The sequence below is a fragment of the Shewanella sp. GJ50-10 genome (assembly GCF_055808815.1).
In genome coordinates, this window is record NZ_JBVVSS010000001.1 from 216,086 (window position 1) to 243,031 (window position 26,946).

Sequence of the window (26,946 nt, forward strand, 5' to 3'; positions counted from 1 at the left end):
CATGTATATTGGGGCGGTTAAATAGTTTTCAAGTAAACGTGTGGGCTATTTCAAACGATTGAGTCTTTTTTTGCAACACTTAACGAGTATGCTTGAGCTATGAGCGAAACACATTTATCTACCCAGAAGTTCGCTGACTTCCCTTTGAAACCAGAGGTAATTCAGGCTTTAAACGAAAATGGCTTTGAATTTTGTACGCCAATTCAGGCGTTATCTCTCCCCATTTTATTACAACAAAAAGATATTGCAGGTCAGGCACAAACAGGTACTGGCAAGACAATGGCTTTTTTGGTTGCTACTTTTAACCACCTTTTATCTGTTGCCGTTCCGGAAGGACGACAAGTCAATCAGCCACGTTCTATTATCATGGCGCCGACTCGCGAATTAGCGATTCAGATTGCAAAAGATGCCAAATTACTTGAAAAACATACTGGCCTTAAAGTCGGTATCGTTTATGGCGGTGAAAGTTACGATGTACAGCGTCAAGTGCTTGATGCTGGTGTTGATATCCTTATCGGTACAACAGGTCGTATTATTGATTACGTTCGCCAAGGTGTGATCAGTCTGAACTCTATTCAGGCGGTAGTGCTTGATGAAGCGGATCGCATGTTCGATTTAGGTTTCATTAAAGACATCCGTTTCTTGTTTAGACGTATGCCAGATGCGAAATCACGTTTGAATATGCTTTATTCTGCGACGTTATCAATGAAAGTGCAGGAGCTTGCTTACGATCATATGAATGATCCTGAGAAAGTTGAAATTGCACCTGAGCAAAAAACGTCGAAGAATATTAAAGAAGAAATTTTCTACCCATCAACAGAAGATAAAATGCGTCTGTTGTTGACCTTACTTGAAGAAGATTGGCCTGAAAAAGCCATTATTTTCTCCAATACCAAGCATAGCTGTGAAAAGGTATGGTCATGGTTAGAAGGTGATGGTCATCGTGTTGGTTTACTGACAGGTGACGTGCCGCAAAAGAAACGTATTCGTATTCTTGAGCAATTCACTTCTGGTGCACTTGATTTGTTAGTGGCGACTGATGTTGCTGCCCGTGGTCTGCATATTTCTGATGTATCGCACGTATATAACTACGACCTACCAGATGATTGCGAAGACTATGTTCACCGTATTGGCCGTACTGGTCGTGCTGGTCAAAAAGGTGTGTCAGTGAGCTTTGCATGTGAAGAGTATGCATTGAACTTACCTGCAATTGAGACTTACATTAAGCACTCAATTCCAGTGACAAATTACGATCGTGAAGCATTGCTTGATGATTTACCGCCTCCAGTGCGTATTCATCGTAAACACCCAACGACTCGTGGTCGTGATGGTGGTAATCGTAACGGTGCACACCGTAGCGGTGGTCGTCCACCACAAAGGAATCGCAGACACTCGTAAATGACTGGTTCAGCTACATTACCTTGTTACGCCGCGATAACGCTTGGCTCAAATAGCTTTAATATGTTGGTTGCCCAAACATTGGATGGCCAACCAACGATTATTGCTAAATATAAGCAAAAAGTGCGTTTGGCTGAAGGTATTGGCGAGGATAATCGCCTAGCTGAAGATGTCTTGCAACGAGGTTTAGATTGCTTGCAGATGTTTGCTGACATGCTTGATAAGCATCAAGTTGCTCAGCAACACGTCGCTGTCTTTGCAACCGCAACCCTGCGGGTTATTTCCAATGCGGAAGCATTCCATCAACGTGCGTTACCGATATTAGGTCACCCTATTGAGGTGATTAGCGGTCTGCGTGAAGCTGAGCTGATTTACCAAGGCATGGCAGCAACCACCCAAGGCGATGGTCAGCGGCTGGTGATTGATATTGGCGGCGCAAGTACTGAGTTTATTATTGGCAATGGCAATGAAGTGCTATTTAAAACCAGCTTAGATTTTGGTTGTGTGCGCTTTAATCAGCAATTCTTCAATCAAGTTCCTTATCAAATTCACCACTTCGAACAAGCCAAAGCCGCCGTTTCAAATGCATTACTTCCTCATACTGAGTTATTGAGAGAACTGGGCTGGCAAGGGGTTGTTGGTGCTTCAGGTGCAGTGCAGTCGGTGGTCTCAGTGTTAAATCATCGTGAGTTATCCGAAATCATAACCTTGAAAGTACTGTATCGTTTTCGAGATGAAGTATTAGTGCAAAAAAACGAGAGCTTGCATCATATTCAGGGCTTATCTGAAGAGAAAGCTCCAACGTTTGCTTCAGGCATTGCTATTTTAATCGCCTTGTTTGAGCTATTGGATATTGAATCGCTCAACTTATCAGGTGGGGCACTTCGTGAAGGCGTACTGCAAATGCTGGCGGACAGAGTGGTTGAAGGTGAGCTAGGCAGTTAGCTGTAGCAGTTAAGATTGAAACAAGATAAATAAAAACGGGAGACTCATATGAGTCTCCCGTTTTTTATGTAGGTTTATTACCGCTAAAGCATGAATTACTTAACGATGTTCAGTAAGTCTTGCTCAAGTGTTACTTCAGGTCTTTCAATGATACGGCCAATTTCTTTATCGTCTTGTTCAACAATAAAAGTAGGAATACGGCTGAATTCATAGTTAGCTGCTAAACCTTCTGGATCAAGCTTGCTACGATCTACACCAATGTAGGTCACAGTGATATTTGGGTTAGCCACTTCTTCGATGATACGCATGAAACGTGGAGTTTCACGGTGACAATCTGGACACCAAGTACCAATAATCACTACAACATTTGTTGGTGTGGTGATGGCTTTTAATGCCGAAATAGTTGCCGCATCAGACTGATAATTTTCATATTCCTCTGCGTAACCCGGTAAATCTTTTTCTAATGCTGAAACTTCAACAATACCCGTGATAATCACTTCTTGTTTCTCCTCGCTGCATGTTGCCATGAAGCCTGACTGCTCTTCATCGAACGCACAGCCGCTGCTTGCAAGGGCTGAACCTGCAGCCAAGTGGCTGCCAAAGAAAAGGGCGGTTGTGGCTAATAATGTTTTAACGGTTTTATGCATGATAAGGCCTCATGAATGAAGAATACAATAATTCAATCATTTCGGCGTAAGTTAGTGAAGTTGAATATTCTCTACGTGTTAGCTAGATCACTCTGATGGGCGATAATTCAAACATAACTTTGAACTCGCCCATCATTAAACAAATCATTCATAACACAGATTTAAAGTGTAATAATTTGTCTCTATATCATATACCTGACGTCTTATTTGAGCTTGCTTTCTTCTCTGACTCTGTTGAAAAAATATGCCAAGCTTTTTCAATACCGGATTCTTGCCATTTAGCTACAGCAACCAGTCGATGTTCACGACCCTTAATCGCTGCTGGGATCATATTCGACTCAAAATAGACCTGTGAAGTGATTTGTTGTTCGCTGACACCTTGCGACACAATTAAGCGTGTGATTTCAGCAGCGCGTTTTTTAGCAAGTTCATGGTTATAGGCGTCGCTGCCTTCTGGACTGGTATCGCCAATAAGAAAGATTTTGGCGTCAGGGTAATGTTTAACTGCATTAACCATTTTAGCCAATCGGTCTGACTCGTAGGTGGTTAAGGTGTGTTTATCAAACTCAAACATCACTACTCGACTGGCTTCTTTATCAACTGTGGTTGAACTTTCACAGCCATCATTATTAATTACCGATCCATCGGGAGTGGTTAAGCATAAATCTCGCGCAGTGATTACGCCGTCAGTATCGATGTCGGTTAAATCACGGCTCTGTTGCTCAACCAAGGCAGGGCGCGGAGTCTCGATACATGCGCTTAGCGTTATCGTTAGTATGCACAATGGCAGTAGGTTAGTTGCTTTAATGAAAGGTGTTTTCATGTTACTTCTCCTCTTGCCATTGTGTTGGGGTGTCGACTCTAAAGGACTCAATTAATTGGCCTGTGGCATTAATTAACCGATAAGAAGCAATATGGTAGTTGTAGTAGGCACTGAGGTAGTTTTTACGTGCTAAGTATACTTCGACTTTTGCATCGAGCACATCGAGTAAAGAGCGACGCCCTAATTCAAATTGGCGCTGATAGCCTTGTTCAGCTTGAACGGCTTGGTCAACGTTAACTTGATAAAACTTACGTTGTTGGCCGACAAACTCATAGGAGTTCCAAGCAAGGCGGGTGCCTTCGATGACTTGTTTTTCGGTTTGTTGGCGAATAGATTTAGCTTGTTGTACTTGCCAAGCCGCGGCTTCCGCTCGATCATTAGTTGAGCCACCATTATAGATATCATAGCTGAGCATTAGCATGGCGCGGGCATCTTCATCTGGGCCTTCAATACCACCGATATTGTCATTTTTATTGGCTTGTAGTTCGATAGAAAGCTTAGGCCAGTAATCACTTTTTTCGCGCTCATATTGAGATGATGCCGCTTGAGTGTCATTGATGGCAGCATCAATTTCAGGGTGATTCTTAACGGCCTGCTCAAGGGCAACTTTTAGTGAAGTCGGCACATAGGTGAAGTCGGGTTTGGCGTCATGTAACTCGACAGGCAGCTGACCGACAAGATCGTAATATTTGGCCTGTAAATCCATTTGTTGATTTCGGGCTGCAAGGTAGCCTGATTGACTGGTTGCGACGCGGGCTTTGACTTGCGCTACATCAGACTCACTGCTTAAGCCTTTACTTTGGCGCAAAATAATATCTTTCAAGATATCTTCATGTTCTTCAATATTGCGCTCAGCAAGGCTAACGACACGATTAGATTCCACCAAGTTTAGGTAAACGGTGGCGACTTCTAACGATAAGTTTTCAGCTTCTGAAATTAATCCAAACCGTTCAGCCTCTTGCTCAAATTCAAGGCGGTCAATTTCTGATGTGGTTCTGAAACCATCAAATAGCAACTGAGAAACCTTTACCCCAAGTTCGGTGCGGTTTAAATCGGTATCGACCCGTTGGCCACTGTTATAGCGCACTTCTTCATAGCCGACTCCACCATAGAGTTTAACTTGAGGTAAGTAGTCGCCCACAGCCGCTTTTTTGTATCTTACGGCCGCTTCAAAGCTGGCATATTTTTGCTGTAACCTTGGGTGATGATTAATCGCCTCTGCAACAGATTGTTCCAACGTCAGCGCTTGGGCTTGAGTTGAAATCACTAAAGCAGAAATGAATAGCAGTTTTTGCATAGTATCCTTACCTTTTTTCTTACCTTACGGTTCTCTTAGCGCGTTGGCTCTGGCCCGCAGTAGCGGTTTCAGCCAGTAATTTAGTACGGTTTTATTGCCAGTTAAAATATCGGTTGATGCTTGCATACCAGAAATAATAGGCCAGCCATTAAGTTGGTTTTCGTCCGTTTGAATATGGGCTTCATAATAAGTGGTGCCATCTTCAAGTTGCTGGGCATCTGGGCTGACGTAAATCACTTCGCCTTTAATTCCACCATATATGACAAAGTCATAGGCGGTAAACTTAACCATGGCTTTTAATCCTTTGCGAACAAAGGCAATATCTTTTGGGGCAATTTGGCTTTCGATAATTAATTGGTCATCTTGCGGGACAATTTCCATTATCACTTGCCCAGGCTCTACTACTTGCCCTGCAGAGCGGACCAATATATTCGACACGCTGCCAGCCACTGGCGTGGTAATTTGAGTTCGTTCTAATCGGTCGGCAAGAGCTTTCATATTCTCAGTGAGCGCTGATAATTCATTACTGGTTTTATTGCGCTCATCAGTGGCTCGGTTGACAAAATCGAGCGCCACATTGCGACGTTCAGCGACTGCTTGGCTTATTGCAGCTTGCAACTGTCTTTCACTGGCTTGTGAGGCTGATAATTCGCCTTGGAGCCTTACTGCATCACGTTCAAGTTTTAATAGCTCTAACTCTGCAACAGCGCCTTCACCTACTGCCTCACGGGTCATACGTATCTCTTGTTTTGCCATATTGAGACCGCTACGCTGGGCATTAATATTGATATTCACTTCTTCTTTGGCTTGGCGCTTTTGCTCAACGATTTGCGCAGTTTGGTCCAGTTGAGAGACTAGCTGAGAAAGCTGTGATGAATAGATGGCTTGTGCACGGCGATTGGCAGCAGGGTCGAGGATTTCAAATTGTTGTGGAACCACTTGAACTTGTGAAAACCACAATGGTTCGTCGTCATTAATGGTAACGCTTTCAAGTAAAGCTTCGAGTCGAGTAAGCTGATTTTTAAGGGCAAAACTGTTGAGCCTTGCTTCATGAAACGCTGACGCAAATCTGAGCTCATCAATGACAAGCAGCGTTTGACCAGCAGTTACTGTGTCGCCTTCTCTAACAAGGATCTCTTTTAAGCTGCCGCCATCTAGGCTTTCTATTTGCTGCACTGCGGTAGCTGGAACCACTTTACCTTGGCCGACAACCACTTCTTCTAAGGTTGCAAATGCAGCCCAAATAACGGTGGCACAAATGAGCCCAAAGGTCAGTAAAATAACGATGTTGGCTCGTTTTGCTCCTTCAAGGTGTTTGATATGCATATTGGCACTCATGATTTCACCTCGCTGTTTTGAGGTTTTAGGCTTTCATCAGCCAGCTTTTTATCTGACTGACTTCTGACACTGACCGCCTTGATACGACGCTTACTGGGTTCAAGTAATTCACTTGCAGTTTTTTCGCCGATAACCACACCTTTGTCCATGACAATAATACGGTCACAAAGACTCAGAACTTTAGGGTTGTGGGATGAAATCAATAAGGTGCAGTCTTGAGTATTCATTTTTAAACTGCTGATAATTTGGTTTTCGCTGCGTTCATCCATGGCGCTAGTGGGTTCGTCGAGAATTAACAATGTTGGTTGACGCAATAGGGTACGACACAGGGCAATGGCTTGGCGTTGCCCTCCTGATAATTGGCGACCAAATTCTCCCACTTGGCTATTTAACCCACTACCCAGTCTATCCATTAACTTATCGATCCCAGTACTCATCATTGTTTTAGCAAGTAAGGTTTCATCAACTTGGCCAATACCGTAAAGTAAGTTATCAAGCACTGTGCCATAGACTAAGTTTGGCTGTTGTCCCATATAGCCAATATGCTCTCGCAGTCGAGCAATTGACCATTGTTGAGCTTCTAACTGGTTGTAAAATAATTGTCCTTCACTGAGCTGATATTGGCCTGCAATTAATGCCATGAGAGTAGATTTACCAGCGCCTGCAGGGCCATAAAAGCCGACTTTTTCGCCAGCTTTGATCTCAAGTGATACATCATTAAATGCTGACAATGGTTGCTCGGGGTAGCTAAAGCTAGCACTGCGAAGGTTCAAGCTACCGTTAAAAGGAAACTGCGCCACATTGAGTGACTGTTGTTGGTTTTCTTGGGGTAGCTCTAATATTGATTCGACCGAAGTAATAGCAGAGCGAGTTTGCTGGTATTTTAGCAGCAACATCGCTATTTGGTTGATGGCGCTAGAGGCTCTACCACTCAGCATGACGATGGCGATTAAGCCACCCATACTCAAATTACCTTGATGGATTTGATAGACCCCAGTAATGATCAACCCAATGGATACCAGTTGCTGACAGTTCATCACACTGTGGCTTAAGGTGTTGGAACTGATGCGGGATTCATTTTGCCAATCAGCGAGGCTGCTAACGGTTTCATTCCAAATACGTGATGCTTTTGCTTGGCCATTATTTTGTTTGATTTCTGTCAGCATATTCAAGCTTTCAACTAAATGCGCTTGGCGCTGAGTCGACAATTTGGAAGATTCTTCAATGGTGACGGATAAGCGCTTTTGCATAAATACGCTGAGTAGAATAAGCACTATCATGCAGGTTAATGGTACAAATACCATTACGCCGCCAAGCCATGCTATTAGTACTAAAAATAATAAGGTGAAAGGTAAGTCTACTGCTGTAACCAGCGTAACCGAGGTGATGAAGTCACGAATACTATCAAACTCTTGTAGTTGTTTGGCGAACGCTCCCGATGATGCAGGGCGGTTTTCGAGGCGCATGCCAATCACTTTTTCAAATAGTGTCGACGACAGTTTGATATCGACTTGCTTACCCGCAACATCAGCTAAGCGAGTGCGCGCTTGGCGAAGCAACCAATCAAATACGATGGCAATCGAAGCGCCGCTAGCAAGTACCCATAAGGTGTCGATGGCCTGGTTGGGTACTACGCGGTCGTAGACATTCATGGTAAATAATGGGGTCACAAGAGCCAGTAAGTTGATGGCTAAAGAGCCAATTAAAAAGCTGCCATAAAAGGGTTTTACTTCGTCAAATGCTGCCAGTAACCAGTGTCTGCGGGTATCTTTATGGTGCTCTGTGCCGCGTTCATCTAATTGTTCTATGGGTTTGATATACCAGCAATGTGGTTTCTGCTGTCCTTTTTTTACTGAGAATTGGTCTACAAACTGGCTTTCATCAAGCTGTGTTTGTTGTCCTTGAGTATCAACCAGCAATAAAGCGCCTCGCTGCTTTTTTATCGCAAAATAGATTTGATTACTTTGACCTATTAACACGGCTGGTAAGGCAATATGTTTGAAGTTAACTGCCTGTGAGGCGCTATCAATTTGGATCTGTTTGAGTAGCAGAGGCATTTGCTCAGTTAATGCTGTTGAATTTTTGTCGTTGGCTGAATAAGCCACAATCTGAGAGAGATTTTCTAGCGTAATAGGCAGGCCAAAATGTTCCTTAATCAGTGCGAGTAAACTGATTAATGACTCATTATTACTGACTTGCTGAGTAGTGCTTTCATTTTCTGACATTATTGACTGCTTATCCTTGGCATCATTATTTTATCAGCTAGTTAACCGCTTTTTTGAGGTTAGCTTAATCGCTTTGTTGCATTCTTAATTTATGTTTAATTAATGTTTAGCTCTGATTTAATAGCGTTTGTTGCTGTGTTAATTGGTTTATTTCATCCAGTTCTGATTGATTCAAAAAGCTTTCACTTTCAACATTAGTGATTAATGAATCTTGATTTGCAATTGACTCTTTTATTGCATCGCTAAGAGAGGTTAAAGTGTGTCCTTCAGCTTCAGAACCATCTTTTACTATTTGTGCTGCAAGAGTTTGAGAAGCCGTTTGTGTAACTGTTTCAGGAATAGGCTGTATGTGACCCAATCCTGGTTGTTCAACAAATTTGTCTCCTACATAAGATTCTACGCTTACGAGCAGTAGCTCAGGATCTTGCGTTGCGCTGATAATACTCAATAATTCCGCTTCAGGTAATAACACTGAAATTGGCTCAGGCAATAGAGAAGCTATTTCAGTAAAAGACACTTCTACAGGAAGCGATTCAGTCGGCACAAGTTGTGGCTGAATAGCATCGTCAATTGCTATTGGATCTTGATAGCCATACTCTGGCTTAGCATTATCCGCTATGTGAGTTTGTTGTTGATGCTCAGAATTTGCTGATATTGCTTCTGAGTTGGCAATCGTCTGCAGCTGTATAGAAGATGTTATATCTTCATTTGAGGCTGTTGCACTTGTACTTACATCTGCATCAGTTAGCTCAACTTCTATTGGTAATATAGAGTCGCTAGGGTCTATAGGCAGTAGATAACGATAATGAGTGTCGTACTGTTGCATATGCTCATGCTGCATTCGTTGATACATTTCTTGCATTACTTCTTGCTGGAAATCTTCAAACTCAACATCGTAAACTTTGGCATTATCTTGCACTGGTTCGTTAGCAATCATTAGCTCATTGGCATTTAAGGCACCAAAGTTAGCCATAACAGCTGCACTGCTCATTACAGCGGCTGGATCCACTGTTACGGTTATCGTTTCTAAGAAACCGTCAGCAGATTCGCCGTTGAGTGTTGCAGTCGGATCTAGGGTGAGTTCAAAGCTAGTTCCAGCTGTAACACCACTGAGTGTGAGGCTAGCAACGTCGGCAATAGGGACAAGCCATTTATTGCCTTGCTGGGTTCCTGCTGACAATGTTGCTCCGTCAGGCACTCCTAGAATGGTCAGTGTGGCGGTTTCTCCAGGGGCAGGATTTTGTAACTCAAGCCCTAGATTCAAAGGGATATTATTGGTCGTGGTCGCATCAATATCGGCAAACTGGGTCCAAATTGGCGCATCGACTTCGGGGGTCAATTCGATATCAAAGTTAACTGTCTGAGCCGTGCTTTGATCAACTTCTTGGCTTCCTAGTACATTCGCTGAGTCAATACTGGCGATATTCATGACGACATTTAAGTTACCAAACGCCAATTCCCCCGGCAAAATACTCACAGTGCTGAGTTCTGTCGCGGTGACTGTTAAGCTCGCAATAAATCCGCCACTACCATCTGGAGTTAGCTGGGTAAATTGATTGCCAATTTGAATACCTGATAGGCTAACGAGTGCCTCTGCATCGGCAGAGGTAATGATGACTTCAACGAAGAAGACTTCATTACCGGTAAGGTCAATTAACTCGGCATCTAAATCCACGTCGATGATATCGCCTTCGATGGCATCATACTGGGATTGAGGTGGAGTAATAATTTGCACGCCATCGGCCACAGGGCTTACTCCGATAAGTAAATCCATGCTGGTAGTGACGTAATCACTGGTACCTAATTCTTGGGTGATAATAGACAGTGATAACGGTATATCACCATTGAAATTATGGGGTGGTTTTATCACTAGGCTATCAAGCTGGTCTGGCGTTACAGTCCAATAACTGGTTGGTGCGCCATCAAGTTGTCCGCCGTCAGGCCCATCATTTGGCAAAATATGTAAGCTGCCACCTGCATCTTGATAATAAACCGTTGCGCCCTCTGGGACACCATTTAAGGTGATGTACATGACCTCTGAGCCATCTAAATCAATTAGGCCGACCACATTGCTGTCGATACCCGTTAACGCAATGTCTGTATCTTCAGTGCCCAGTATTGTTACCGTGTCTAGTGGTACGTCTGCGGCATCTGTTACTGGTAATACATTAATGGTGATGGTATCGCTGAAGGTTAATGAGTCAGTGACATCGGCGCCATCAATATCGGCTGTGTCGATGACACTGCCGGAAACTTTAATTCTAAAGTCGCCACTTAAATGCTCGGGAGGGGAGAACTGGATAAAGGTCAATGCGCCGTTAAGCGCTGCTTGCGTATTACCGGTGAATTCCCAAGTGTCAGTGGTGCCTGATTTAAGCTGGAATAACCCACTTGGGTCAATCAAGGTGCCACCATCGAGTAGCTGGATGGTGAACAAGTTTGCAGGGTCGTCCAAGATGACCGTTTCTACACCACCTGTATTGGCGGTGGAATCCGTATCAACATATGACAGTGATAATCCTAACGAGACAGGTTGGTCTTCATTCATCTTACTGACAACTGCACTTAAACTAAGCCCGTCGGCTACTGGAGTGATATTAATATCAAAGCTTTGGCTTTCATCAATAACAGTGTCACCACTGAGAGAGTCAGTCGCGATAATTCTGATGGGTATGGTTAAATCACCAGCATAATCATCACTGACATTATGTAGTTTTAAGCTCGATAGTGAGGCGCTAGTGAATACGTACTCAATAATATTCTCGCCACTATTATCATATAAAGCAATTACATCACTACCAGTAAAATAGCCCCCTTCAGGTAAATCGCTAGCAAGTATTCTAAAGCTAATGACATCATTGCCATCACTGGTGATTGACAGGTTTAAATGGCCTGCAAAATCAATGGTGTTGTCTTCAATGGCATCAATAGTTGATGCTTGCACTGTAGTAACGGTTGAAGCGCTAGAGTTTGATGTGGGTTGATCAAATGTCACAAAAATATTGGTTGAGATGATTTCTGGATCGTCTCTGTCTAACACTCGGGCTTCAACAGTAATGGTTTCCAGCCCTGTGACATTCTCACTGGATATTGTCATGCCCTCAAGGATATTAAGAGACTGCTCTTGAACCGTATCACTGGTCATGCCATCAGTTGGAATTAACCAACGGCCGTCGCCGTCATGAATGGCACCATTTGGGTGAGTGACAAACCAGCCATCTGAACTTGGCATGATAATAACGATGTAATCGAGCACTTCTGAACCATCGATATCAGCATCAAAAAAGACGATTTCATCGCTGAGTTCAACAGGAGTACCGTCGGTACTATGCAGCACTTGGTCATTGGTTTGAAGGCGAGTGATAAGCTCGACTACGGCGTCGACAACGACAGTGAGTTGGGTATCGATATCTTGGTAAACAACCTCTCCCGTTTCAGAGGTATCTTTGATTTGATAAGTGACATCAAGATTAAAATCACCATCGGCATCTTCAGGAGGTAATACTGCAAGGCGACCAGAAGAAAGCAGGTCAATGAGTGTTGGACTATTTTCATCGGTTAATTCACTCAGTAATAAACCTAAATCGCTGACTTGAATTTCTGAACCATCAAAGAGGAATATCATCCCTTCACTGGATGGGTAAATCGTCATTTGCGAAATCGTTTCACTGCCATCTATGTCGGCAAGCAATGCGGGCAGTAAGTTAAGCACGATAGGCTGATCTTCACGGCCATAGCTGGTGGTGCGCAGTGAGGTTGTTGTTTCATCTACGACAGGTGCAATATCAATATTGAGGTTAAGCTCATATTCCGCGACATCACCGTCTAGTTCAGTACTTTCGACAAATAAGGATATGTTTATTTGACCACTGAAATCTTCTGGTGGGCGGATAGATAAACTTGATAGTAAATCGGCTGTGACGCTATAAACAGGTTCACCTGCTTCAAAGCCGACGACAGGTAAATTGACTATTTGACCGTTAGAATCAATAAAACTTGCGCCTTCAGGCAAACCGACTAAACGAATACTGAGTGACTCTGAGCCGTCATCATCTGATGTGACTAAGGTAAAGCTTAGCGGAATGTCAGTGTCTTCATTAAATGCTACAACACTGTTGATGTTGCCATCAGGGGATATTTCCCAAACTGCAGGATCTGATGTAATCGTAGGCGCATCATTTGCAACGCCCGTAAGGCTGACTGTTAAGGTTTGTGGATCGCTGTAATTAGGGTTAGGTCTTATGACTGAATCAACCGGTTCTAAGCCATCTTGTTCTGACTCAGTCGCATAGCTGCGCACAGTAATTGTAAAGTCACCTAAATTCGCAGAGCTGGCATCAGCAAGTGGGATTAGCATCGCCGCTGTTGCAGGAGGTGTCGGGTTGATATCTTCAGCCGCGACATTCCAAACGCCATTACCTAAATACACTGCCGATGGGGCATCAATGGTCCATCCGTCAGGTAGGGTTAATTCAAAGTGTAGTGTTTCAGAGCCAGAAGTGTCCGTTAGCTCGCCACTTAGAATATCGTAAAGTGCGATAGCCTGATCTTCATTGCTACTGATATCACGGGTGCTTAAGGTAGGTAAGTCAGCGACTGGATTGACGTTGAATACCACTGTTTCCACTGTACTTACTGCAGTATCGCCATTATCAGGCTCTGTGGTGGTTGCTTGGATATCAAAACTAAATTGTCCCGCCAAGTTTTCACTAATACTGGCGGTTAAAGATTCTAATTGTTCAGCGGTAATCGTTTGACCGTTAGCAAGAGAGAACTTATTGCCATTATCATCGAGTATTGAGATGGTTAGCCCTAGAGAGATATTACTGACAACATAAGTAATGACTTCTGAGCCTTGCGCATCAGCAGCCACTAAATCTTTAGATGCTGCCAATAAATCGACATCAATATCGCCAGAGTCTTCATTTACGTCATAGGTAAACTGGCTACTATCATCCCATTCTGGTGTGTCGGCTACTGATTCAACGGTGACCGGGAAAAGAGTCGTAATAGAAGGCTTATTATTAATATTAACAGTGATAGCAAACTCAAGAGATTGAGTCGCATCGGATGAATCTTCTGCAGGGTGGTATTGTAAGTCGCCGCTAGGGATCGCCACTCCAAAATTATTGATATATAAATCGTCGCCCTCGAGAATGTAGTTGCCATCGCCGTCTGTAGGCACTGGAATACCGTCTAATGTGAGTGTGCCGCCGCCAAGAGAAGCCATGTTAAATACAATGCTTTGAATCAACTCACCTTCATCGAGATCCCCAGGGAAGGCGGAAACGATCACTGTACCAGCGGTATCTTCAGTAAAGTCGGCATTGAGCAGTCTGATTGAGCCTGATTTATCTTTAGCGGTAATAGTTAGGTTATCAATAACCGTATCACCGTCCTTATCGGTGACGTATACCTGTACGACTTCACTATATAGAGGTTCGTCATATTCAAATATTTTACTGGATACAATGGCTTGACCATCAGCAGTAATGGTTAAGCTACCGTATTTAACCCCTGTATCGGTGAACAGATCGACAGAGTCTCCGGCTGAATATTCAATACTATTGTAAATAAACTTACTGACAGTTGCGCCATCAGCGCCTTGCTGTTTTTGGTTAAATAGCTGCACGCTATAATCGGTATTATCTTCTTCAGTGAAGGTCAGTGATGAGTCCTTTTGCACGGGGACATCATCTTGGATATTGATATTAATGGTTTGAGTATTTGATTTATCGCCATCAGCGTCAGTGGCGAAAATGTCAAAACTCATGGTTAAGTTGTTTTCACCATCGGCTAATGGGTGATCGACAGCTTCAAATTGTTCGAATTCAACTTTACCATTAGCATTAAATCGAATTCTAAATACGGCGTCGTTATCGCCCGTTCTTATGGCGTTATACCAACCGTTACCATCTGATGTGCTACTGAGAGTGATGGCTTGACCGTTACTGGTGTATCCACTAAAAATAAAACCACTATCTAGCTCAATACTAATAATGTCATCACTGCCGTTATCGATATTGAGTTCGGCACTGTTTAATACGCTATTGCTATCGACTAATTCGCCTTCATTTACATTGATACTTAACGCATCAGGTAGGGTAGGGGTTTCGCCATCATAGATATTAATGTTGATGTTGGCATTTATTTCTGTGTTATCACTGTCAAAGGCAATGACGCTTACATCAATAGCTGTAAAGGTACCGTCGTCAGTATTATTGTCGATAGGACCTAGCAATCGCATGTTAAAAGCAACTTGTGAGCTGCTTTCGGGATCAATTTGAATATCGTCAGGTAAAAACATTCTAAATACGACTGTACCATCATCTAGTTTCCCTTCAGCCGTAGCACCATCGTTGGTTATAACCCAATGGATATCTTGTCCATTTTGAGTGAGCGTGTTGCCGTCAACATCAGTGACTGGGTTTCCATCTAAAGCGCTAAACTTAATATCTACAATGGGATCGCCATTAGTCGTAATATCAATTAAGCCTTCTGTGCGATTGTTTATACCAGCAGTAACGCTTGGCAATTCACTCACTTCAACGCTTATATCTGTAATGACACCAGGAGTATCATCTTGAACAATCATGGTTAATAAGCTTGTGCTGGTGTCGCCGTCAAAATCCGTCACTAACAAACCAAATTGAGATTCTTCTGTTCCTATTTGATCAAATGGGCGATAAAGGCTGGTGGTGTATTCGTGGTTTAGTGTGTTGGTTTCAGTATTCCAACCTGAATCTATTTCAATGGTAAATACTGGGTTGGCGATATCACCAGTGTGAGCAGTTAACGTTAATCCATCGGCGCTGAGCACAAAAACAATCGCATTTCCGCCTGCTGTTAGTGTTGGCATTTGATTGATATCAAATCCAATATCGCTAATTGCATCGGCTCCGACTTGAATGTCTAACTTTCCATTTTGCACGATTGCAGAGCCGCTTAATGCCGACTCATCAAAGGTTAATGTTTCAACATTTTCAATGGCCGCATTACCACCGTCATTAATCGACCAGGTTAGTTTACCGAGATCAATATTACTGCCGTCAGTGTCAGTGGCATCGATTAAGGTGACTAAATCGAAGTTATCAGAATCAATGTGATCAATGGGGCGCGATAAATTAAGCGTAGCGGTCACATCTACATCGTCGCCATTACTGACGGCATTGAGAGTAAGGGTGAATACGGTTTCACCATTTGCAGTGGCTGTAAGCGTTTTAGCATCGCCAGAAAGCGTATAAATTAATGTATCGCCATTTGAGGTTAAGGCTAGCGCATCTAATGATGTTGTGGAAAGAATACTGAAGACAACACTGTTTGGATCTAGTGCGTCAGAACCTGCTGCAATAGTGAATTGCTTGGTATCGACATTGGGGCTGTTAATGGTGCTTTCGGCAGTTGTCGCATTGGCGTCAGCCATAACGCCTATTGCACCGTCAATGATGGTAATGGTGCTGGTGGCATAAGCAATACTGCCATCGAAATCTGTTACTGTGTAATCAAAACTAATTGCTTGTTCAACGGTATTATCCAAGTTATCAGCGGCAATAAACTCCCAAAAACCATTGAATAAAACCGTGAGTTGGCCTTTGCCTGTGTCGATGATAGCTGGCGAGCCATCCGACACAGGATAATCGACACCATTAAAGTTGATGTTTTCTACCTTGAGAGGCCCTTCAATAGTGTAATCATTACCAGTAATTGAGCCAGTTAAGCTTGTATCTTCAATGGTGGTGAAGTGGTCATCAATGGCAAGTTCAGGGGTGTCTTTTACATGTAGAATGGCATAAGTGATGATTTGCTCTGTTGTGCCATCGGTATCGGTTTGCAAACCCTCTAATTTGATTAAGGTTGATAAATTCTGAGCTGAATTATTATCTAGCGTTTGGAATAAATGAACCTCAAGCTCGGTGCCCGTAAGCGTTGCTTCAAGAACTAATTCACCATCACCGTCTCTGAAAACTTCGAACGATTTACCATCAGGCGCTAGCACAATAGTTAAGGTTTCACCGTTTGACTCATTTCGCAGTAAAAAAGATTGGTCAGCAGAAAGACTAAGTTCTGCATTAGGAATATCAAAACTGAAACTAGCTGTGGTTTGGTTATTAATATTCAACGCTATTTCATATAGGTAGCCATCGATCGGGATATCTAGGTTTGGCATGTCATCAACGGCGCTATTACCTGCTACATCGGTAACACTGACATCCATTTGCCAACTTAGACGTTGATCTAAACCTGCTACATCAATTACATCATCAAATAACCAACTGCCATCTGCTTGAACTGTGGTGGTAAAGGTTTTAGTGAGTGAACCGTCTGTCAATGTGAGAGTGACAGTTTGCCCTTCTTCTACACCGGTGGTCGTGCCAGAAAGAGACTTTTCAATACCATAAGTTAATTTACCGACATCAAAGCCATCAGCGCCAGTGTCGATATCAATAGTGACTTGGGTATCGATATTAATTTGGTCAGTCGCTGAGGCTGGGTTTCCTGCAACATCAACAGTGGTTGCTGTAGCAGTTAATAAGCCGTCACTGAAGCTCAATGCTGCTAAATCTTGTGCCGTTATTGACCAAACACCACCGGCTAACACTAAGGTGCTTACCGTGGTTTCAAGGTTATTACTGTCTTTAAAGGTGACTGTAATCGTTTGGCCGACTTCTATATTGGTTACAGTGCCACTTGCAACAACACCAGTGAGCTCTGTTTGATTAATAACGTTGTCATTATCAATGATATCAATAGTGATAGATGCTGTGGTATCGACAGGTAAGTCAGTCGTTGCTGTAGCAAGATTACCCGCAACATCACTGACCTCAGCGGTTACTTCAAGTGAACCATCATCAAAGGTAGATAAATCTTGTGCTGCAAGCGTCCAAATACCGCCAGTGACTATGGCTGTTAGGGTAAGCGAATGACCTTGGTTATCGGTTAAATTTACCGTAACAGTCTGACCGTCTTCAACGTTAGTGACCGTCCCTTGAATCACCACGTGGGTCATTTCAACTGCGTTGATGACACCATCATTATCGACAATGGTGATATCTATTAATGCCGTTGTATCAACGGGCAGTTGGGTTGTGGCAGTCGCTGGATTACCCGCAACATCACTGACCTCTGCGGTCACTTCAAGTGAACCATCATCAAAGGCTGATAAATCTTGTGCGGCAAGAGTCCAAACACCGCCAGTGACTATTGCTGTTAGGATGAGGGAGTGGCCTTGATTATCAGTCAGGTTCACGGTAACGGTTTGACCATCTTCAACGTTGGTGATCGTCCCTTGAATCACCACTTGAGTCATTTCAGTGGCGTTAATGACGCCATCGTTATCGAGAACTTCAACACTGATGTCGGCAGCAACATCTTTATCAACAGTATTATTGCCTATAGTTGGATTACCTTCGACATCAACTGCAAAGGCTCTTAATGTAAGCTCACCGTCAATGAGCGATGATAAGTCGAGGTTATCTAATTGCCATAAACCATCAACGACCGTGGTATTAAATATCAGTCTAGTACCACTATCATCAGTGACCCACACCAATACATTTTGACCTTCTTCAATATTTAACGCTTCACCACGTAACGTGGTGGTTGTGACTTCAACGGCGTTAAGGGTATTGTCAGCATCGACAGCTTCAATGGTTACTGTTGCCTGAGAGTCTTTACTGACAGAGGTTGATACTGAGGTTGGATTCCCTGCGACATCGACAGTACTGGCCGTAAAGCTAATATCACCATCAATCAAAGAGGAAACATCGGCATCATTAATCTGCCACATACCTGCATTAACGGTAGTGTTGAAAGTGAGTTGGTTATTGAGACTATCAGTGACGATAATGGTAATGGTTTGGCCATCTTCAACATCATCAACTTGCCCAGAAAAGTCTAGTCGCAACATTTCAAAGCGGTTAATAATAGTGTCTCTACCGGTATCCACATCGATAGTGATGTCGGCAAGAATATCCACAGGTATTTGAGTCGTGGCAGTCGCTGGGTTACCCGCAACATCACTGACCTCAGCAGTCACTTCAAGTGAGCCATCATTAAAGGCTGATAAATCTTGTGCAGCAAGAGTCCAAATACCGCCAGTGACAATGGCGGTTAGGGTAAGCGAGTGGCCTTGATTATCAGTCAGGTTCACCGTAACGGTTTGACCATCTTCAACGTTGGTGACCGTCCCTTGAATCACCACTTGAGTCATTTCAGTGGCGTTAATGACGCCATCGTTATCGACAATAGTGATGTCTATTAATGCTGTCGTATCAATTGGAATAAGTGTTGATGCTTGTGCCTGATTGCCAACGGCGTCGGTAGCTACAGCTGTAGCAACTAATGAACCATCATCAAAAGCAGATAAATCTTGAGCTGGTAGGCTCCACACACCGTTCAATATGCTTGTGGTTAGGGTCAATGAATTATTGAAGTCATCCGTTAAAGTGATAGTAACGAGTTGGCCATCTTCTATATTATCGACGCTACCTCGAATCATCACTTGTGTTAATTCAGTGGTATTTATGACTCCATCAAGATCAATGATTTCTATTGTAATTTCAGCGCTGGTATCGACAAAAATATCAGTAGAATTTGAAGCAAGGTTTCCTGCGATATCCTTGACTTCAGCACTGACAAATAAAGAACCGTCATCAAAGTTTGATAAATCTTGAGGAGACAAACTCCAAATACCGTTGGTTACAATGGTTGTCACAGTGATTGAGTTACCTTGATTATCTGTCATTGTCACGGTGACAGTTTGACCATCTTCAACGTTAGTGACTGTACCTTGAATGGCGACTTGGGCCATTTCGTTGGCATTGAGTACACCATCGTTATCAAGGATTTCAACTGTTATATCTGCTTGGGTATCTTTAATAATGGTATTGGTCGCAAAGGCAGGGTTACCTTCAGCATCAATAGCGACGGCATAAAGATGCAAAATACCGTCGGCAAGATCTGAAGCATCTAATCCAGATAAAGACCAGATACCATTATTAACCTGGGAAGTTAGATGAACGACTTGCCCTTCAATATCGGTAATAGTGATAATGATTTTTTGACCATCTTCAATATTGTTAGCGACCCCAAAAATCGTATTGAGATCCTCAATATCTTGCTGATTTAGAATTTGGTCCTGGTCAATGACATTAATGCTAATATTGGCCACAGTGTCTTTGACAACTGTGGTTGATGAAGTTGCTGGATTTCCGGCTATATCAATTGAATTGACGTCAAATCTTAATGCGCCGTCAACAAGTAGGCTAATATCAGCATTTTCAATTTGCCAAGCACCATTTATTACCTGTGTATTGTAGGTCAGGGTTTGGCCGTTAATATCTGTGATGGTTATGGTAATAGGTTGGCCATCTTCAATATCTTCAACAACGCCTGAAAAGTCGAGTTTCAACATTTCAAAACGGTTAATAAATTCGTCGTTTCCGGTGTCGACAACAATATTTACAGCAGCAAGAATATCAATAGGGTCAGTTGTTGACGTAGCAACAGGATTACCAGCGATATCTACGACCTCAGCAGTAGCGAACAACGAGCCATTATCAAAATCTGATAAATCTTGAGCGGGTAGCACCCATAAGCCATTCGTTACAGTAGTGCTGATTTGGCGGCTTAATCCGTTTGCATCTGTGAGTGTGACTACAACTGTTTGCCCATCTTCGACATTATTGACTGTACCTTTGATAACGACTGCAGATATTTCTGCAGCATTAATGACATTATCAAGATCTTCAATTTCGATACTGATATTCGCTAAAGTATCTTTGATTGAATTATCAAAGGCGGGCTCGGCGATACCTTGATAAGTTGGTGCACTTATTTCAGCAGTTATAAGCCCCTCTGCGAGGCTTGAAATATCAACATTAGTAAGTTGCCAAGCATCATCATTTGCTATGACTTCAAACATCAGTTGTTTGCCTTGAGTATCTGTAAGTATCAAGGTTAACAATTGACCATTGATAGCATCTAAAGCTTGGCCAAAGAGATTGACGGCTGGGACTTCGAATTGGTTTAAGTATCCATCATTGGCATCTTCAATATTGACGGATAAAGTGAGTGTGACAAATGAGTCTTGTTCACCAATAAGAGAATTGATCCCAACACTATCATTGTTAAGGTTATCGCCTTGAGAGTTATAACCTGATTGAGCGATTAAACTATTATATTGAGTCTGTATAACATTATAAAAATAGTTCAGCCCTTCAGTTTCAGTAGGTTGAGCTTGTGTATTTTGATTATCTGATGTTTGAGTTTCAGCAGTATTTGCTTCTTGCGTAGAAGCTTGTGCTTGAGATGATTTGATGAGTAATGAGTTGGGGATAATGACTGTTTGTTGGTTAACAACAATATATGGCGCGCTGTCGTTATTAATTAAAATATCTTCAGCCGAAATATCATAAACAGGAATGCTATCAACTATTTGTTCTTGAGTGATCGCATGCCATTGGCCATCGTTCGCAATTGCGAAAATGCCTGAGCCTATTTTGACGAAATACACTACCTCGGTACCATCAACAATCATTTGCTTTCCTTAACTTTCAATCCATTGCTGTCAGTAATCTATACGTATTTAGCTTAATACTAGGATCACTGGCAAATTAAGTGCAAATTTAAGCATAAACCTTGTTATTTAAGAATTAAAGACATGTTGATGCTTTTAAGGGGGAGAGTTGTAAAATGTGACAAAAAAAGAGGCCGATTGGCCTCTTTTTATAAACAATCTAGAAATTTAGACGCTTTATTTTAGCAATTTACTTTTCTTCTTTAAGCCATTGAGCGGCACTCTTGGCAAAATAAGTAAGGATACCGTCAGCACCAGCACGCTTGAAGCACAATAATGACTCCATCACGATGGCTTTTTCAGCTAACCAACCGTTTTGAATCGCAGCCATGTGCATCGCATATTCACCACTGACTTGGTAGGCAAAGGTCGGCACTGCAAGCTCTGTTTTAACGCGGCGAACGATATCTAGATATGGCATACCAGGTTTAACCATCACCATGTCTGCACCCTCTTGAATATCAAGTGCCACCTCGTGAAGTGCTTCATCGCTATTGGCAGGATCCATTTGGTAGCTATGTTTGTTGCCACCTTTAAGGTTACCAGCAGAACCAACTGCATCACGGAAAGGGCCATAGTAGCTAGAAGAATACTTAGCTGAATAAGCCATAATTTGGGTATTCACATGACCCGCGGCTTCCAGTGCTTCACGGATAGCGCCAATACGACCATCCATCATGTCAGAAGGGGCAACAATATCGGCACCAGCTTCAGCATGAGATAACGCTTGCTTCACAAGAATTTCAGTAGTGATGTCGTTGAGGATATAGCCTGTTTCATCGATGATGCCATCTTGACCATGTGTTGTGAAAGGGTCTAAAGCTACATCAGTCATTACGCCTAACTCAGGGAAAGCTTGCTTTAACTCACGAACTGCACGTTGCACAAGTCCATCAGAGTTATAAGCTTCTTCTGCCATTAATGACTTTTTCTCTGCTGGTGTAACAGGGAATAATGCAATTAGCGGGATCCCAAGTTCAACAAGTTCAGCAGCTTCCTTTAATAACAAGTCGATTGAGTAGCGTTCAACACCAGGCATTGAGGCAACTTGTTCAGTGCGATTGTTTCCTTCAAGAATAAACATTGGGTAGATAAGATCATTTACCGATAATTTGTTTTCTGACATTAAACGGCGGCTGAAATCATGTTTACGCATGCGGCGCATTCTGCGCTGTGGAAACGCACTAGTAATAATATTCACATTCGACTCCTGAAATTAATTTGCTCTTATTCTGACGAAAACTCGCATACTTGGTTTCGTCCACTGCGCTTAGCTTGATAAAGCGCTTTATCTGCTTGCTCAAGTAACAGAGTCGGGTGGTCATCGGTTTCAATTACCGCCGCACTGACTCCAATACTTACATAAAGGGGGATAGGGTTATCCTCCCAATCAATTGATAATTCAGATATTGCTAGGCGAATCTTTTCCGCTAACAGCATCGCCCCTTCACTATCAGTATTTGGTAATATAATAGCAAACTCTTCACCGCCAAAACGTGACACCAGATCGGTTGGACGTTTTAAAAAGTCTGAAATTGTTGTGGCAATCACCTTAATCGAGTGGTCACCAGCAAGATGTCCATGCTCATCATTAATGGCTTTGAACTTATCAATATCAATCATTAACACAGCTAACGGTGTTTGCTGACGTCGACTTATGCGACCTTCGGCAGTCAATCGTTTATCGAATGCACTGCGATTTTTAACCCCAGTTAAGCTATCAATTGTGTTTTGCTGAGTGAGTTTTTGGTTAGCGTCATTTAACTCACGTAAGGTGACTTCTAACTCTAAGGTCCTTTGTGCCACCATTTGCTCTAAGCGTTCGTTTGCTTTTGCTTCAGCCCGTAATGCTTCGTCACGGTTTTGTTGTAAACGCACGGCTTGCTCAAGTGCTTTTTGCTGCATTTGCAGTTTAGCTTTGCGTTCGTCGTTATAACGCATCGCCAATACTGCAGCCATGGTTATAACTTCAAAAGTTAAGCCTATCATTACCGGGGTTTGTGGCAGTATTTGCAAATCAATATGACCGAGATAAATCAAACCACTTAACAAAGAACCTATGAAAAGCCCAATTCGACCTATGGCATGCAGCCTAGCGTTTTTGGTGCCTTTTATAACTTGAAATAACGAGAAAAGAATCAAGATGAAACTGATAGTAATTACTGATAAAGCCAGTAAATAGAGTGCGAATTTAAAGTCTAAGAAGGAAACGACCAAACTTAGCAGTATGCAGTAAACCGCCAAATAGCGCCCCAATAGCAACATACGCTTGTTGTGATACTTGAGCTGCATGACTTTTTCGGTGAACATGAGGGCAAAGGCAAGGGCTATTGGGATTAACATCGGTATCGCAAGTTGCTGAAGTGTCGGTAAATTAGGCCATAAGTACTGAAATGAAATACCGTGGATACTTGCGACTATGATAGTTAAAGAAATTACATAACCACTATAATAACTGTAACTAAATGAACCGGATGCTAAAGCAATAAATAAGCTGAATATTCCGATGGCACTCAAGATACCAATTTGAAATCCATAGGCTAAACTTTGTGCTTCGATAGCATGGCTAAAGTCATTTTTACTCCAAAGTACCAGTGGTATGTTAAGGCTGCCTCGGTTATTGATTTTGAAGTAAAAGGTATGCAGCTCACCAGGTTTCATATCAAAAGGGTACAAAAACAAGTTACTTTGTAAGGGCCTTTGCTCGAAAGGTACAGTGTCGCCCATCAGTTCTACTTGTTTTAATTCATTATCAACTAAATGGAATAACTTCAAACTGTCCAATAAGGGATTATCTAAGGCGATTATTCTTGATAATTGGTCATTAGGGTTATAAATACTGAAACTAACCCAAGTGTTTTTAACGCCAATCTGACGCATGTCTTTAGTGGTTAATTTACGCCAATGACTTTGATTATTATTGTGCAGTTTTAGTCTTGCCAGTTCTTTGATATCGTTCGAATCATGGATATACAGCCAGTCAATTAACTCTATTTTAGTAATGGAGGACTCAGTTAACCTTAGTGGTGTATTAATGTGGGCATTGGCAAAACTTTGAGTGCTAGTAACCAATAAGATAAACAATAATCCAATGATAAAAAATGGAGTTAACTGAAGGTGAGCAAGTTTCATTATTGACTATCCAGTCTGAAGAAACTGATGCTATTTTCATAGCAATAACCCGCTAACTCTTGGTAACTTTGACCACGCAACTTTGCAATGGACTCTACAATGTAAGGTAAATACTGCGGTAGATTTTTACTTGATTTAGGCTTTGGCCGCATACTTCTTGGTAAAAGGTACGGGCTATCCGTCTCAACCATAAGACGGTTATCTGGAATTAATGGCACTATGCTAGCAAGCTCAGCACCGCGCCTTTCATCGCATACCCAACCAGTAATACCAATATAGATATCTAAGGCTAAGCACTCGAGTAACTCTTCCTTGGAACCTGTAAAGCAATGCAAGACTGCACTAGGAAGCTTATGCCGATACTGCTTCAATATCGTAATGAAATCATCATGAGCATCTCGACAATGCATTAATACTGGCATTTGCAATTGAGCTGCTAACGCTAATTGCGCTTCGAAAGCTTGACGCTGTTTATCACGAGGGGAAAAGTCACGATTGTAGTCTAAACCACACTCACCTATGGCTACGACATGTTTACTCGAAGCTAGTTGAGTTAATTGTGACAGACTGTCGCCATCCCAGCTACTGGCTTGATGAGGATGAATACCTGCTGTGCTATAGAGTTTTGTTGGGTATTGCTGGCAGAGGTTGGCAGACTCGATACTTTCGGCTATATCACTGCCGATAACGATTAACGGTGAAACATGATGTTCCACCGCATTGTTTATAACGCTGTCTATATCAGCAGCAAATCGACTACTCAGTAGATTAACTGCAATATCGATATGCTGAGACATGATTAATTTAGACGCTTAACTCGCATGGTTGAATTGCGGTCATCAGTGCCTAACAAATATGAACTTAGAGCCCCTTTTTCGATATAAACTTTGTTACCCACTTTAAGTTTATAACGCTCGGTGCCGACTTGTTTCCAAGTTTGGTTGTTAGACAGGGTCAAGATTAACGAACCATAAGGATCTTTCTTGACTGATGATACTTCTGCGTATAGACGAAGTTCATCTTCTTCAGCTGATTTTTTCTTTAAACCAAATTCTTGCTCTACCGAACTGACAGTTTGAGGCGAGGTTGCCGCAACAGCAGTCGTCGCAGCTACAGGGGCTACGACAGCAGGTGCACTGGCAGAAACAGCAGTGGCTTCAGGTGCAGCAGGAAGTTGAGTAGGAACTGGAGATTTTACTGAAGCCGCCAATGCGTCGTAACACATTAGGCGGTCTAATTTATCAGTATGGCTGGCACAATTTGCCAGTTGTTGCTCAATGTTAGCATGAGCTTGTGAAGAGATAGCCAAAGCAAAAGTGGCAACCAAGGTTAAACGCATAACAGAATCCTTCTTTATTATTGTTTTACTAGTCCATGAGTATCAAATGCAATTAACTGTCGGTGCGTTCGCTCTCAGACTCTTCATTATCTGTATCTTCTTTTGGCGTATATAGCTTGGCTGCTAATAATCCGCCTTCGAACAATATTAACATAGGAATCGCTAACATTGTTTGTGAAATAATATCAGGAGGTGTCAGCATCATACCAACCACAAAAGCGCCAACGACAATATAAGGTCGTTTTAATTTTAGCTCTTCAGGTGTTGTTACCCCTGCCCAGCACATTAATACCACAGCAACTGGGATTTCAAAGGCTAAACCAAAGGCAAAAAATAACTTAAGAATGAAGCTTAAATAACTGCTGATATCGGTTGCAACCGTGACACCTTCAGGGGCTACACTGGTGAAAAAACCGAATACAACTGGGAATACGATGTAATAAGCAAACGCGATGCCTGAATAGAACAGTAAGGTACTGCTAACCAGAAGTGGCGTCACTAAGCGTTTTTCGTGCTTATATAAACCAGGCGCAACAAATGACCAAGCTTGATATAACACATACGGAATCGCCACAAAAAATGCTAAAACTAAGGTTAATTTAAATGGGGCGAAAAATGGCGCAGCTACATCGGTAGCAATCATACTGCTTGTTTCAGGCAGTGACTGCATTAATGGAATCGCCATGTAATGGTAAATATCATTTGCCCAGTAAACTAAACAGATGAAAACCAGCAAAACACTGCCGATAGCTCTGAGTAATTTATTACGCAATTCAAGCAAATGACTAATGAGAGGTAGCTGTTGTGACATTGATTACCCGCTAGCTTTTGGTATTTGAACTGGTAGAGTCGTTAGTTTGCTCAGTCGTTGGCGTGGCAACTTCAGTAGGCTGTGCCGCAGGCGCATCCTTTTTAACGTCTTCTACTTGGTAGGGACGATTTACTGATTGTGCAGCATCCTTTAGCTGATCAATAGACTCTTGTAATTCAGGAGATAGGTTAGACAAACCTTTGCTTTCTGCTTTTTTCAAGTCAGCATGAAGCTCTTCGATTTTAAGCTCTTGCTCTAATTCGTCTTTAACAGAGTTTGCCATTCGCTTTAATGAGCGAATCCACCCAGAGATTGAACGTACTGCACCTGGAAGTCTTTCGGGGCCGAGAACCACTAGCCCCAAAATTCCAATCAGCAGTAGCTCCATAAAGCCAATACCGTCGAACATAATGA

The 26,946-nt window shown here is 42.5% G+C and carries 14 protein-coding genes; 2 read left to right on the plus strand and 12 right to left on the minus strand.

The features are described from left to right. The first annotated feature begins 99 nt into the window (after positions 1-99). A complete protein-coding gene (gene rhlB / locus AC0L4E_RS00820) occupies positions 100-1,398 on the plus strand; it encodes an ATP-dependent RNA helicase RhlB (protein ID WP_473677584.1) in 1,299 nt (432 codons plus the stop codon). Next, positions 1,399-2,343, plus strand: a complete 945-nt coding sequence (locus AC0L4E_RS00825) for a Ppx/GppA phosphatase family protein (RefSeq protein ID WP_473677585.1) — start codon at positions 1,399-1,401, stop codon at positions 2,341-2,343. A 95-nt stretch (positions 2,344-2,438) separates the two neighbouring features. On the opposite strand, the gene AC0L4E_RS00830 is transcribed toward AC0L4E_RS00825, so the two are convergent. From AC0L4E_RS00830 to tatB, 12 genes are all read right to left on the minus strand, one after another. Next, the gene (locus AC0L4E_RS00830) at positions 2,439-2,990 is read right to left on the minus strand and encodes a thioredoxin family protein (protein WP_473677586.1); all 552 of its coding nucleotides are present in this window, start codon (positions 2,988-2,990) and stop codon (positions 2,439-2,441) included. Between the two features lie 187 nt (positions 2,991-3,177). Next, the gene (locus AC0L4E_RS00835) at positions 3,178-3,813 is read right to left on the minus strand and encodes an OmpA family protein (protein WP_473677587.1); all 636 of its coding nucleotides are present in this window, start codon (positions 3,811-3,813) and stop codon (positions 3,178-3,180) included. A gap of 1 nt (position 3,814) precedes the next feature. Beyond that, positions 3,815-5,110, minus strand: coding sequence for a TolC family outer membrane protein (locus tag AC0L4E_RS00840; protein ID WP_473677588.1), 1,296 nt, complete (start codon positions 5,108-5,110; stop codon positions 3,815-3,817). Positions 5,111-5,134: 24 nt separating this feature from the next. After that, positions 5,135-6,448: an HlyD family type I secretion periplasmic adaptor subunit gene (locus tag AC0L4E_RS00845; RefSeq protein ID WP_473677589.1), complete on the minus strand. Its 1,314-nt coding sequence runs from the start codon at positions 6,446-6,448 to the stop codon at positions 5,135-5,137. Then, positions 6,445-8,673 (minus strand): type I secretion system permease/ATPase, encoded by a 2,229-nt coding sequence (locus tag AC0L4E_RS00850; protein WP_473677590.1) that lies wholly within the window; start codon positions 8,671-8,673, stop codon positions 6,445-6,447. Before AC0L4E_RS00850 ends, AC0L4E_RS00845 begins: the two co-directional genes overlap by 4 nt. 106 nt (positions 8,674-8,779) lie before the next feature. Next, positions 8,780-21,211: a T1SS-143 repeat domain-containing protein gene (locus AC0L4E_RS00855; RefSeq protein WP_473677591.1), complete on the minus strand. Its 12,432-nt coding sequence runs from the start codon at positions 21,209-21,211 to the stop codon at positions 8,780-8,782. Between the two features lie 229 nt (positions 21,212-21,440). Then, complete coding sequence (gene hemB, locus AC0L4E_RS00860; protein WP_473677592.1) at positions 21,441-22,451, minus strand: porphobilinogen synthase; 1,011 nt, start codon at positions 22,449-22,451, stop codon at positions 21,441-21,443. 26 nt (positions 22,452-22,477) lie between these two features. Further along, on the minus strand, positions 22,478-24,382 hold the full coding sequence (locus AC0L4E_RS00865) for a sensor domain-containing diguanylate cyclase (RefSeq protein ID WP_473677593.1): 1,905 nt from the start codon (positions 24,380-24,382) through the stop codon (positions 22,478-22,480). Further along, positions 24,382-25,179 carry a TatD family hydrolase gene (locus AC0L4E_RS00870; protein ID WP_473677594.1) on the minus strand — a complete coding sequence of 266 codons (798 nt, stop codon included), beginning with the start codon at positions 25,177-25,179 and terminating at the stop codon, positions 24,382-24,384. The genes AC0L4E_RS00865 and AC0L4E_RS00870 overlap by 1 nt, the downstream gene beginning before the upstream one ends. 2 nt (positions 25,180-25,181) lie before the next feature. Further along, on the minus strand, positions 25,182-25,721 hold the full coding sequence (locus tag AC0L4E_RS00875) for a hypothetical protein (RefSeq protein ID WP_473677595.1): 540 nt from the start codon (positions 25,719-25,721) through the stop codon (positions 25,182-25,184). A gap of 52 nt (positions 25,722-25,773) precedes the next feature. Next, complete coding sequence (gene tatC, locus AC0L4E_RS00880; protein WP_473677596.1) at positions 25,774-26,532, minus strand: twin-arginine translocase subunit TatC; 759 nt, start codon at positions 26,530-26,532, stop codon at positions 25,774-25,776. Positions 26,533-26,542: 10 nt separating this feature from the next. Continuing rightward, positions 26,543-26,941, minus strand: a complete 399-nt coding sequence (gene tatB / locus AC0L4E_RS00885) for a Sec-independent protein translocase protein TatB (protein WP_220753759.1) — start codon at positions 26,939-26,941, stop codon at positions 26,543-26,545. Between the last annotated feature and the right edge of the window lie 5 nt (positions 26,942-26,946).